Annotated in this window: 9 protein-coding genes; 2 read left to right on the top strand and 7 right to left on the bottom strand. The window is 60.7% G+C overall.

The features are described 5' to 3' along the window. Nucleotides 1-24: 24 nt before the first annotated feature. From AC15MQ_RS10070 to AC15MQ_RS10045, 6 genes are all read right to left on the bottom strand, one after another. The gene (locus AC15MQ_RS10070) at nt 25-660 is read right to left on the bottom strand and encodes a DUF502 domain-containing protein (RefSeq protein WP_287666567.1); all 636 of its coding nucleotides are present in this window, start codon (nt 658-660) and stop codon (nt 25-27) included. Then, a complete protein-coding gene (locus AC15MQ_RS10065) occupies nt 645-986 on the bottom strand; it encodes an FmdB family zinc ribbon protein (protein ID WP_483080014.1) in 342 nt (113 codons plus the stop codon). The genes AC15MQ_RS10070 and AC15MQ_RS10065 overlap by 16 nt, the downstream gene beginning before the upstream one ends. Before the next feature lie 103 nt (nt 987-1,089). Then, nucleotides 1,090-1,950, bottom strand: coding sequence for a prepilin peptidase (locus AC15MQ_RS10060; protein WP_483080013.1), 861 nt, complete (start codon nt 1,948-1,950; stop codon nt 1,090-1,092). Then, complete coding sequence (locus tag AC15MQ_RS10055; protein WP_332335289.1) at nt 1,950-3,188, bottom strand: type II secretion system F family protein; 1,239 nt, start codon at nt 3,186-3,188, stop codon at nt 1,950-1,952. Before AC15MQ_RS10055 ends, AC15MQ_RS10060 begins: the two co-directional genes overlap by 1 nt. A gap of 13 nt (nt 3,189-3,201) precedes the next feature. Beyond that, nucleotides 3,202-4,917, bottom strand: a complete 1,716-nt coding sequence (gene pilB / locus AC15MQ_RS10050) for a type IV-A pilus assembly ATPase PilB (protein WP_287666576.1) — start codon at nt 4,915-4,917, stop codon at nt 3,202-3,204. A gap of 240 nt (nt 4,918-5,157) precedes the next feature. After that, nucleotides 5,158-7,446 carry an NADP-dependent malic enzyme gene (locus tag AC15MQ_RS10045; protein ID WP_287666579.1) on the bottom strand — a complete coding sequence of 763 codons (2,289 nt, stop codon included), beginning with the start codon at nt 7,444-7,446 and terminating at the stop codon, nt 5,158-5,160. Between the two features lie 298 nt (nt 7,447-7,744). On the opposite strand from AC15MQ_RS10045, the gene fusA reads away from it, so the two are divergent. Then, on the top strand, nt 7,745-9,793 hold the full coding sequence (fusA, locus tag AC15MQ_RS10040) for an elongation factor G (protein WP_287666581.1): 2,049 nt from the start codon (nt 7,745-7,747) through the stop codon (nt 9,791-9,793). A 23-nt stretch (nt 9,794-9,816) separates the two neighbouring features. Continuing rightward, nucleotides 9,817-12,294: a glycerol-3-phosphate 1-O-acyltransferase PlsB gene (gene plsB / locus AC15MQ_RS10035; RefSeq protein WP_483080012.1), complete on the top strand. Its 2,478-nt coding sequence runs from the start codon at nt 9,817-9,819 to the stop codon at nt 12,292-12,294. 26 nt (nt 12,295-12,320) lie between these two features. Here the strand turns inward: plsB and AC15MQ_RS10030 are convergent, their stop codons facing one another. Continuing rightward, nucleotides 12,321-12,962 carry a transglycosylase SLT domain-containing protein gene (locus AC15MQ_RS10030; protein WP_483080011.1) on the bottom strand — a complete coding sequence of 214 codons (642 nt, stop codon included), beginning with the start codon at nt 12,960-12,962 and terminating at the stop codon, nt 12,321-12,323. Nucleotides 12,963-12,995 lie beyond the last annotated feature (33 nt).

Here is a 12,995-nt window from a genome sequence, read left to right as displayed (position 1 = left end):
TGCCTTCCGCGGGTTGTGCTGGTATCAGTGGCGGCGATCGGTCGCCACCCGAGGTCTGGGTGGTGGCGCCACGACGCCCATCGAGATCACGTACTTCAGGGCCGTATCCACACTCATATCCAGTTCAATGACCTCCGCCTTGGGCAGCATCAAAAAGAACCCGGAAGTGGGATTCGGTGTCGTCGGAACATACACGCTGACATAGTCGCCGTCCAGATGCTGCAGGACATCGCCACCGGGCTTACCGGTAAGGAAAGCGATCGTCCATGCGCCTCGTCTGGGATACTCGATCAGCAGTGCCTTGCGAAAAGCGTTGCCGGACGACGAGAATAGCGTATCGGAAACCTGCTTGACGCTGTTATAAATGGAATTGACCACCGGAATACTGGTCAAGAGCCGCTCCCACCAGGTAACCAGCCGCTGTCCGATGAAATTGGCGGCGAGCACTCCCGTGAGCACGATGACCAACAAGGTGAGAATCGCGCCAGCGCCGGGAATGTCGAAACCCAGCATATTGCGCGGGTGAATCGCTTCAGGCAGGAGGCGCAAAGACTGGTCCATGGTGCCGACGATCAGCACCAACACCCAGGCAGTGATCCCCAGTGGGACCCAGATCAGCAGGCCGGTGATGAAGTAGCGTTTGATCAACTGCCGGCGCACGCTCTGGCTCCCGAGGCACTGGCTGGAGTCGCGTCTGCACTCGCCTTGCTTTCGGTGCCTGCCTTACCATCGGTATTTGCGTCCGTGCTTGCTGGTTTGTCCGTGCTTTCCGGCTTGCCGGTTGTGGACGGAGCCTTGCTATTGCCGCCCTTGAAATCTGTAGCGTACCAGCCGGTGCCCTTCAACTGAAAGCCCGCGGCCGTCAACTGCTTGCTATAAGTCGCTTGACCACACTGAGGGCAGATACGCAACACCGCGTCGCTTAGCTTTTGCAGATGATCTTTCTCAAACCCGCAGGAATCGCAGCGATAAGCGTAAATCGGCATGTCAAACCCTCGAAAAGCACTTGATGAAACTTAAGGAATCGAGATTATACGCGAACCGGCGGCAATTCCGGCTTGCTCGCCGGGCGGGCGCAGCCGGATGGCACTACAGCAAACCGATGTAAGCGCGCGTCAGGGGTTTCCCCCAGAACAGGGCCAGTATCCCTGCCGCAGCCAGATAGGGGCCGAAGGGAATCGGTACACTTCGCCCGCGTTTGATGACCACGATCAGAGTGATGCCGACAACCGCGCCCAGCATCGACGAGAGCAGAATGGTCAGCGGCAGCATCTGCCATCCGAGCCAGGCGCCAAGTGCCGCGAGCAGCTTGAAGTCACCGTAACCCATGCCCTCCTTGCCGGTGGTCAACTTGAAAGCCCAGTAGACCAACCACAGGGAGAGGTAGCCGCCCGCCGCACCGATCACGGCCGATTGCAGATCAACGAAACTCCCCGATACGTTGAACAACAGCCCAGCCCAGAGCAAGGGCAGCGTGATCGAATCCGGCAACAACTGCGTGTCGAGGTCGATACAGGTCAGGGCAATCAGACACCATATCAGCAGCATGGCGCCTGCCGCTGCCCAGCCATAGCCGAAATGCAGAGCGGCGAAGGCGCACAACAGGCCGCTGGTGGCTTCGACCAGCGGATAGCGCGGGGAGATCGGTTTGGCGCAGGCCGAACAGCGCCCACGCAGAAATATCCAGCTCAGCACCGGCACATTCTCGATGGCCGTGATCGCATGACCGCAGTCTGGGCACTGCGAGCGCGGCCTGGCCAGCGAGAACCGTTCGTGCTCGGCCGGCGCTTCACCGCGGAGTTCTGCGCAGTGGGCACGCCATTCGCGCTCCATTATTCTGGGCAGGCGATGAATGACGACGTTGAGAAAGCTGCCCACCAGCAGCCCGAGGACGCCTGCGATAACCGTAAACGTGGTCGGATCCAGATCGACAGTCAAGGCGCCAGGCATTATCCGACGACAGCGCCCAGTTTGAAGATCGGCAGATACATGGCAATCACCATGCCGCCGATCAGCACCCCGAGAACCACCATGATCATCGGCTCCATCAGGCTGGAAAGGGCCTCGACGGCGTCGTCCACCTCCGCTTCGAAGAAATCGGCGACCTTGCCGAGCATGGCATCGAGTGCGCCGGATTCCTCCCCAATGGCGACCATCTGATTCACCATGTTCGGGAACAGTGCGGTATTCTGCATTGCCGTGGTGAGGCTGGTACCGGTGCTCACCTCACTCTGAATCTGCCGCGTCGCCGCCTTATACACATAGTTGCCGGCGGCACCACCGACCGATTCCAGGGACTCCACCAGAGGAACACCTGCTGCGAACATGGTGGCCAGCGTACGGGTCCAGCGAGCGATGACCGACTTGCGAATGATGTCGCCAAAGACGGGCATGCGCAGGAATGCCCGGTCGAAAGCGATCTGCATGGTTTCCGATCGTTTCCAGGTATAGAAGAAAGCGTAGATCGCGCCACCGATGCCGCCAAACAGCGCCCACCAGTACTGGACGAAGAAATCCGACATCGCGATCACCACCAGCGTTGGCGTCGGGAGGTCGGCACCAAAACTCTTGAACACTTCCTTGAACGCCGGAATCACGAAGATCATGATCACTGCGGTGATAATGAAGGCGACAATGATGATTGCCACCGGATAAAACAGCGCCGCCTTGATCTTGGCCTTTATGGCAATCATTTTCTCCTTGTAGTTGGCCAGGCGATCAAGGAGTGTTTCGAGAATGCCGGCCTGCTCGCCAGCCGCAACCAGGTTACAGTACAAGGGGTCAAATTGAATCGGATATTTCCGGAACGCTTGCGAAAGCGAGCTACCCGTCTCGACATCGGCCTTGATATCCAGCAGCAACTTGCCAACGGCCGGGTTGTCGTGCCCGCGACCGACGATTTCAAAGGTCTGCAGCAGTGGCACACCAGCCTTCATCATCGTCGCCAACTGGCGCGTAAACAGCGTGATATCCTTGTCGGTGATCTGCCGACCACCCTTGAAGCGCTGCTTGGAAATCTTGCTGACCAGGATCCCTTGCCGACGCAGCGTGGCCTGCACAACCGTCTGGCTGCTGGCACGCTGCTCACCACGAACGACCTTCCCGGCCTTGTTCTTGCCTTCCCAAAGAAAAACAAATTCCTTGACGTCCGACTCGGTTTTCTTGGGAGGTCTTGCTGCAGTCGCCATTCTTACCTCTTCTTCAAGCGTTGGTGCTGCCGAGAACCTCATCAAGAGAGGTCAGACCCTGCTTGACCTTCAGCAGGCCGGAACGACGCAGGTCATTGACGCCTTCCTTTCGGGCCTGGATCGCAATATCAAGCTCCGTACCGCTGGCCATGATGATGCGCTGAATCGCTTCAGTCACCGGCATGACCTCATACAGACCCACCCTTCCCTTGTAGCCGCTTCCTTTGCAACGCTCGCATTCCCCTGGACCATAGAGGGTCCAGGTACCATCGAGATCGCTTTCCCGGAAGCCGGCATTGAGCAGGGTTTCAATCGGCGTGTCCAGCGGCTTCTTGCAGGTGCACAATCGGCGAACCAGCCGTTGCGCGGTAATCAGCAGGATGCTAGAGGCCAGATTGAATGTCGGGATGCCCATGTTCATCAGGCGGGTCAGCGTCGCTGGCGCATCATTGGTGTGCAGGGTGGACAGCACCATGTGCCCGGTTTGCGCAGCCTTGATCGCAATCTCTGCGGTTTCGATGTCGCGAATCTCACCGACCATGATGATATCCGGGTCCTGACGCAGAAATGCCTTGAGGGCTATCGGAAAGGTCAGTCCGGCACGGTCATCGACATTGACCTGATTGATTCCCGGTAAGGGAATTTCGGCTGGATCTTCCGCCGTGGCAATATTGACCCCGGGCTTGTTCAGGATGTTGAGGCAGGTGTAGAGCGAAACGGTTTTTCCCGAACCTGTCGGGCCGGTAACCAGGATCATTCCGTAGGGACGATGGATCGCGTCAAGCAGAACCGACTTTTGTTCAGGCTCATAGCCCAGAGCGTCGATACCGAGACTGGCGCTGGCTGGATCAAGAATCCGCAAGACGATCTTTTCGCCGTACATCGTCGGCAAGGTGCTGACGCGGAAGTCGATCGACCGATTCTTCGAAAGCACCAGACGCATGCGCCCGTCCTGCGGCACGCGTTTTTCGGCAATGTTGAGTCGTGAAATCACCTTGATGCGCGAGGCGATCTTGTCCTTGATGACCAGGGGCGGCGCTGCCACTTCCCGCAAAATGCCGTCGGTGCGAAATCGGATACGATAGCTTTTTTCATAGGGTTCGAAGTGGATGTCTGACGAACCCTCGTTGATCGCATCGAGCATCATCTTCTGAATGAACCTGACCACGGGGGCGTCATCAACTTCGAGGCTGCTCGCATCATCCACCTTCTCCGGACTCTGCTCGTCGGTAAACTCAAGGTTGATGTCCTCGCTGGTAAAACTCTTCAGGGTCTCCTCGACCGACTCGGACAGCTTGGTGACCAGCGGACCGAGTTTGTTTTCCTCGACGATTACCGGGTCAACTGCCAGGCCGGTCTGAAAGCGAATCTCGTCAAGCGCTCGCAGATTGGTCGGGTCGGCGATGGCGATGGCCAGGCGATTGCCGCGCTTGTGCAATGGCACCACGCGATGAGTCGCAATCAACTTCCGGTCAATGGCGTTCTTCTGAATATAGGAATCGTCGAACGCAGTCAGATCGAGCAGCGGATAACCGAACTTGTCTGCAGCGAAACGTGCAAATTCCAGGAAGGTGCCTTTCTTGGCTCCCACCAGTTGCTCTATCAGCGAAGTCTTCTTGGCCGCTGCTTGGGCGAGCAGAGACTCGGCCTCGGCTTCCTTGAGTCGGCCAGCTTGTACCAGCGCACGGGCGAAACCGCTAAGCGGTGATTGTTGCGGATTGGCTGCCATATTTCGCGATAGGACCCTGCAACGCGTTATGAACCATCAGGTCCCGGCTATACCGAGTTGGCCTACTCGATGATGCATTGCCTGAGAGCGTTTGTAAAGGTCACCGCGCAGGCGAGCGCCAGCACCAGCAGGCCCGCCGACTACCGCAGGCAGCGATGACTGGCATATGCCTCTCCCAAACACAGCGATCACCGCAATCGGCACCCTGCCAGCATGGGGCATCGCTGCAAAGCCACGCCGCTACTTGCTCGCCGCGTCCACCACCACCAGTGCGGTCATGTCAACCACCCTGCGGACCGACGAAGTCGGAGCCAGAACATGCACCGGACGCGCGGCGCCAAGGAGGATCGGCCCCACCGACATCCCCTCGCCGCCGGTCACCTTGAGCAGGTTATAGGAAATATTGGCGGCATCGAGATTGGGCATTACCAGCACGTTGGCCTCACCGCTCAGTGGCGACTCCGGGTCCGATTGCCTGCGGATGGCTTCGGAGAGCGCACTTTCGCCGTGCATTTCGCCGTCGACCTCCAGGTCGGGCGCTCTGGCACGCACGATTCGCGCGGCTTCGGCCACTTTGCTCGCGGAGGCACTCTGTGAGGATCCGAAGTTCGAATGCGACAGCATCGCCACCTTCGGCCTGATCTTGAAGCGACGAACCGCGTCTACCGCCATCAGCGCAATTTCCGCCAGTTGCGCGGCGTCGGGCTCTTCGTTGACATGCGTATCGCAGAGGAACAGCGCGCGTCCGGGCAACAACAAGTGGGTCATCGCCGCCATCGTGCTGCAGCCTGGAGCCTTGCCGATGATCTCATCGACCTGGCGCAGATGATGAGCGAAACGACCGGACAGACCACAGATCATGCCGTCGGCGTAACCGAGCTTGAGCAGGATGGCGCCGATGATGGTGTTGTCGCTGCGCAGGCGGGTCTTGGCGATGTCGATCGTCACCCCTTGGCGCTTCCGCAGTTGATGATAGGTCGTCCAGCATTCCTTGTAGCGCTGGTCACTGTTGGGATCGACCACCTCGAAATGCGTACCGACACGCAGCTTCGAGCCAATCCTCTCGAGCCGTGCGGCAATCACATCGGGGCGACCAATCAGGATCGGGCTGGTCAGGCCTTCATTGAGAATCGTCTGCGTCGCGCGCAGGATCCGCTCATCCTCCCCGTCCGGATAGACGATGCGTGTCTTCCGCCCACGCCTGGCCGCCGAAAACACGGCACGCATACCGACGCCCGTACGGTAAACGAACTCCCTGAGCTTTTCGCGATAGGCAGGCAGGTCGGCAATCGGCCTCGTCGCGATGCCGGAACTCATCGCCGCCTGGGCCACGGCTGGCGCGATGGTGGTTATCAAACGGGGATCGAACGGCTTGGGAATCAGGTACTCCGGGCCAAAGGAAAGGTGCTCACCGGGATAGGCCATGGCGACCTCGTCACTCACCTCTTCCTGCGCCATCGCCGCCAGCGCCTTGACGCAGGCCATCTTCATCTGTTCATTGATGCCCGTTGCACCGACGTCAAGGGCGCCGCGGAAAATGAACGGAAAACACAGGACATTGTTGACCTGGTTGGGGTAGTCGGAGCGCCCGGTGGCCATGAGCACGTCCGGACGCACTTCTCGGGCAAGCTCGGGCATGATCTCGGGGGTCGGGTTGGCCAGAGCGAAGACGATCGGCTGCCTTGCCATGCGCCGGAGCATATCCGGTTCGAGGGCGCCGGCGGCCGAGAGCCCGAGGAACACGTCGGCTCCGTCCAGTGCTTCCGACAGGGTTCTGGCGTCGGTGGTCCGGGCGTAACGCGCTTTGGTCGGTTCCATGTTCTCGTCGCGACCGACGTAGACCACGCCTTTCGAGTCGCAGACGATGATGTTCTCGCGCTGGACACCCAGGTCGCACCACAGGTTGAGACAGGAAATGGCCGCCGCGCCTGCGCCGGAGCAAACCACCTTCACTTCACCGATTTTCTTGCCGGTCACCTTGAGCGCGTTCAGGATCGCCGCCGACGAGATGATCGCCGTGCCATGCTGATCGTCATGAAAGACCGGAATTGACATCCTCTCCTTGAGCTTGGCCTCGATGTAGAAACACTGCGGGGCCTTGATGTCTTCCAGGTTGATGCCGCCAAGTGTCGGTTCCATGGCGGCGATCATGTCGATCAGTCGGTCTGGGTCATTTTCGGCGAGTTCGATGTCGAACACATCGATCCCGGCGAACTTCTTGAACAGACAACCCTTGCCTTCCATCACCGGTTTGGCGGCCAGAGGACCGATATTCCCGAGGCCGAGCACCGCCGTACCATTGGTGATGACACCGACCAGATTCGCCCGCGAGGTGTACAGGCTGGCCGTGCCGGGATCATCGACGATGGCATGGCAAGCGTAGGCCACGCCTGGCGAATAAGCCAGTGCCAGGTCGATCTGGTTGCTGAGACCCTTGGTGGGCTGGACGGCTATCTTGCCTGCAGTCGGGTAACGGTGATACTCAAGGGCTGCCTCGCGAAGTTCGTTCTGGCGTGGATCGTTTTCCATTCTGCCTCCTGACGTGCTGTTCATCAAAGCAAAAGCGCGACACTTTAGCCGACTGCCGCGGTTAACACAAAACTCATGTTATCGCGATATTCGCCAACGCACGCTGCGGGTGCCGTTGCGAAGCAGAAATACAGTTGCACGGCGACCGCCGTAGACCGTGCCATCGGTATCGACCGGGGTGCGGCCTCCACCGCTGCGGGCGTGGCAGAGGTAGAATGATCGGCGCACGCGCAACCGCCATGCCATGGGGCTATTCCTGCGGTGGCGACGGGCATTCGACTTGAATGGGAGATGATGAATGGGCCAGACCGCCACCAGTAACCTTCGCACTGTCGCTCTCGTTGGCCACGGGGCCGCCGGCAAGACCACACTTGCCGAAAGCCTGCTCGCCGCAGCCGGAGCCATCAGCAGCCGCGGCGCTGTCGAGAAAGGCAGCACCGTTTGCGATTTCGACCCGCAAGAGAAGGAATTCGGCCACTCGCTGAATGCCGCGCTGGCAAGTTTTTCCTGGCAAGGGGCGCAGGTGCACCTGATCGACACACCCGGCTTCCCCGATTTCGCCGGCCCGGCGATCGGCGCGCTCGCGGCCGTGGACACGGCCCTGGTGGTGATCAGCGCGCAGAATGGCATTGAGCTTTCGAGCGAACGGATGATGAAACTGGCCGCGGCACGGGGAGTGTGCCGGATGATCGTGATCAACAAGATCGATGCCGAGAACGTCAATCTGCCGGCACTGGTCGGCGAAATTCGCGAGCGCTTCGGTCGGGAGTGCATGTTGCTCGATTTGCCGGCCAAACAGGGCAGCGACGTGGTGGAATTGCTCGGGCACGATGACGGCGAAAGCGATTTCGAGTCGGTGGCAGCGGCGCACCGCGCGCTGATCGATCAGATCGTCGAAGAAGACGAGGATCTGCTCGCGAAATACCTTGACGAAGGCGTCGATCCCAGCCCCGACGAACTGCATCTGCCCTTTGAAAAGGCGCTGCGTGCCGGCCATCTGATTCCAATTCTCTTCGTTTCTGCAAAAACCGGTGCCGGCATCCTGCAGTTGCTCGATGTGCTCGCCAGACTGGCCCCGAATCCGGCAGAGGGTAACCCGCCGCCGTTCTACCGCGGCGAACCCGGCGGTCCGGTGGAAGCCTTCCATGCCGAGCCAGACCCTCAGAAGCACGTGCTGGCGCACGTCTTCAAGGTCGTCAGCGATCCCTTCATCGGCAAGGTCGGTGTCTTCCGCGTCCATCAGGGAACGATCCGCCGGGACTCGCAACTCTTCGTCGGCGACAGCAAGCGTCCGTTCAAGGTCGGCCACATGTATCGCCTGCAGGGCAAGGAGTATGTCGAGGTCGAGACGCTGGTACCCGGCGATCTGGGGGCCATCGCCAAGGTCGAGGAAATCGAGTTTGACTGCGTGCTGCACGATTCGCATGATGAAGACCATATCCACCTGAAGCCTCTCGAGTTTCCGCAGCCGATGCACGGCCTGGCGGTACATGCGCGGCGCAAGGCCGACGAACAGCGTCTGTTCGAGATCCTGCACAAGCTTGAGGTCGAGGACCCCTGCTTCCGCATCGAGCGTCACCCGACGACCAACGAAACGGTGATTCGCGGCATTGGCGAAATGCACCTGCGCGCCAAGTTGACACGTCTGTCGCAGCAGTACAAGCTCGAACTCGACACCAAGCCGCCCCAGATTGCCTACCGCGAAGCCATCACGGGTACCGCTGAAGGGCACTGCCGGCACAAGAAGCAGAGCGGTGGCGCTGGCCAGTTCGGTGAAGTCATGCTGCGTGTGGAGCCACTCGAACGTGGCGCCGGTTTCGACTTCGTCGATATCGTCAAGGGTGGCGTCATCCCGGGCGTATTCATGGCAGCCGTGGAAAAGGGCGTTCGCCAGGCACTTGCCGACGGCGTCGTCGCCGGCTTTCCGGTCGAGGATTTGCGGGTCACCGTACACGACGGCAAATCGCATCCGGTCGACGGCAAGGACATCGCATTTTTCACCGCAGCCCGCAAGGCCACCGTCGACGCGATTCGGGCCGCCAGGCCGATCATCCTCGAACCGCTGGTCAACATTGAAATCCTCGCACCGGACGCGATGACCGGCGATGTCACCGGCGACCTGTCCAGCAAGCGCGGCCACCTGACCGGCACACAGCCGCGCGGCCCCGGCGTGATGGCCATCACCGGTCAGGTACCGCTGGCCGAACTCGAGGGCTACCAGTCACGCCTCAAGTCGCTGACCGGCGGCGAGGGTTCCTACAGCATCGAATTCTCGCACTACGCGCAGGTTCCGCCGGCCACGCAGCAGCAACTGGCTTCGCAACACAAGGTCGTCGAGGAGGAGTAGGAGACCGGGCAGGCGCCGGGCGCGTGACCGTGGTCGACTTTTTCAAGTTATCCGACTGGTTCATCCGGCTGGCCCGCCGCCTGCTGTATCTATGGGTACGCACCTCGGTATTTCCCGAGAATCCTTCCGAACTGGGCCTGGATCCAGCGAAACCGGTTTGCTACGTTCTGCAGGACAGGCATCTCTCGAACCTCCTGGTACTCTTCGAGGAATCGCGGAGAACCGGGTTGCCGCGTGCCGAGGCAACCATCACCTTGGGCAGGCAAGTCCTGCCCCGCTCGTTCTTCTTCCTGAATCGTGACCGCAGCCTTGCCGGCAGGGCTCGCGATGGCAGCAGCTACTCGCTATTGCTCGCCCGCCTGATCAGCCAGGCGATTGCCGACCCCCTGATCGATGTACAGCTGGTACCGGTCGTCATCCTCTGGGGCCGCAGTCCGGACAAGCAGGATTCGGTTCTCAAGGCCTTGTTCTCGGAAACCTGGCGTCCGCCAGGCGCCTGGCGGCAAATGCTGGCCATCCTGCTGCACGGTCGCAATGTTCTGGTTCGTTACAACGCCGCAATTTCACTACGCGATCTCCTGCAGGGAGGGCTCGCTGAAGAACCCGCGCTACGAAAACTGTCGCGCGTGTTGCGAGTCCATTTCCGTCGCCAGCGGCAGATGGCAATCGGGCCCGACCTCTCGCACCGCAATACCCAGGTGGACGCGGTGCTTGCCGGCGAACAGGTGCGCGCGGCGATCGCCAGCGAGGCGGCAATCGCCGGCATCTCGCCAGGAGAAGCCAAAGCCCGCGCCGCCAACTTCGCGATCGAGATCGCGTCCGACTATTCCTATGGTGTCGTGCGCGCGCTCGAACTCTTCCTGTCCTGGTTATGGACCAGGCTTTACGACGGCACCGAGTTGCATAACTTCGATACCGTCACTCGCATCGCTGCGGGACACGAGATCGTTTATGTGCCCTGCCACCGCAGCCATATCGACTATCTGCTGTTGTCATACATCATCATCCGCAAGGGGCTGACGCCACCGCATATCGCTGCCGGCGCCAACCTCAACCTGCCACTGGTCGGATCACTGCTGCGCCGCGGGGGCGCCTTTTTTCTGCGCCGCAGTTTCAAGGGCGAGCCGCTGTATGCGGCGGTGTTCCACGAATACCTGCATCTGATGCTCGCGCGAGGCTTCCCGATCGAGTATTTCATCGAAGGTGGGCGCAGCCGCAGTGGACGGATGCTGACCCCAAAAGCCGGCATCCTCGGAATGACGGTTCAAAGCTTCATTCGCGAGCACGCGCGGCCGCTGGTTTTCGTTCCGGTGTACATCGGTTACGAGAAATTGATCGAGGGCCGCAGCTACCTCGGTGAACTGGCCGGCAAGCCCAAGCAACGCGAATCGTTGTGGGGCCTTGTCACCAGTGTACGCAACATCAAACGCGTTTTCGGCAAGGTACACGTGAATTTTGGCGAACCGCTGGAACTCGCCGGCTTTCTCGACCAGCAACAGCCCGGCTGGAGCGAAGAAACCACGGCCAGCCAATCGCTATGGTCGCGCAGTGCGACGCGCAATGCGGCAGCGGAGCTCGCCAAGCGCATCAACGAGGCGGCCGTAGTCAATCCGGTGAACCTGATCGCACTCGCGCTGCTCGCCACCCCCAAGCACACCGCCGATGAACACGCACTGCAGCGGATGATCGTGCACTACCAGGCACTGCTTCGCGAAGCACCGTATGCGCTGACGACGATTCCCTGCCCGCTCGACGCGCAGCAGGTGGTGACCTACGCCGAGCGACTCGCAGTCGTCGAGCGTTTCGCCGATCCACTGGGCGATCTGATCCGCGTGCGTGACGAGCAGGCGCCCTTGCTCGCCTATTTTCGCAACAACGTACTGCATGTTTTCGCCCTGCCGGCGCTGGTCGCCTGCCTGCTGAGTCACAACCGCCGCCTCGATGCCGCGCGCGTGACACGCGCGGTGAGCGGCATTTGCGCCCTGATGCGCGCGGAACTGTTTCTCCGCTGGCCACCCGGCGAGCTGGAAGCCGCCACTGAAGCAGTCATTCGCGTCCTGCTCGCGCGCGGACTGCTGTGTCGATCGCCAACATCGGGAAGGCTCGCCGCACCGGAACCGATCAGCCAGGAATTTGCCGAACTGCATCTGCTCGGGGAAACCATCCGCCCCCTGCTGGAACGTCACTTCCTCGCCCTGGCGCTCCTCGATCGGCAGGGCAGCGGCAAACTCACCCGCCAGGCGCTCGAAGACAACTGCCACCTGCTGGCACAGCGGCTATCACTGCTCTACGAATTCAATACGCCGGAATTCCCCGAGAAGGCCACCTTCTCCGCCTTCATCGCCAACCTGATCGAGGCCGACTTTCTGCACGAGGACGACCAGGGACTGCTGCACTTCGACGAGCGTCTGATGACCCCGCTGACGCACTCGGAACTCGTACTCTCCGTCGAAGCGCGACGCGCCATTCGGCGCATCGCGGGTGCCGGCGTGGCCAAGTAGCCGCGCACGCAGAAATCCCGAAATGCTCAGGCCCGGCCGCCCGGACCGCGCCGGGCCGCCTGCTCGAGGCGCTCCTTCTCAGCCAGAACCCTGTTCGCATACTCGGTTTCGGCATCCTCTGGCGAGCCCCCATAATGCTGCAGCCCGGCAATCAGGCTGCCACGCCAGCGAATCGCCTCCTCAAGGACGTGTACGCCCACCTGAATGTTGGTTACCGGATCGAGAAACGGCTGCTCGCCAGCTCCGCGCGGCACCTTGTCGAGGTGGTAGCCGGGGATCACCTGCATCAGCCCTTTGGCACCACTCGCACTTTCGGCAAAGGGGTTGAAACGGGACTCGATGCCGATGATGGCGACGATCAACAGCGGATCGAGACGCCGTTCCCTGCCCACGGCCTGTGCTGCCTCGAAGACCGGCACCAGCGCTTCCGGGGCAACCCGGTAACGACGCGAGACATAGTCCAGGACACGCTGCAATCGCGGCGAAAGGATTTCGGAAGCAGGTTTGCTGACGACCACTTCAGCAGCTTCGGCGTCGGCTTCGGCCACAGGCTCGGTGGCCGCCGCTTGCGGCGGCTCAGCCACCGCACTTTCGCCGAAAAACGGCTTGAATGTCCCCAGCGCAACCATCAGTCCGATGGTGATCAGGCTATGTTGTATGAAACTCAAGGTGGCGTCAGTGCGACGCCCGGTTGTATTTCT

Source organism: Candidatus Accumulibacter propinquus (assembly GCF_056856495.1).
The sequence above is the reverse complement of the archived record's forward strand: the minus strand, read 5'-3'. Positions and strand labels throughout refer to the sequence as shown.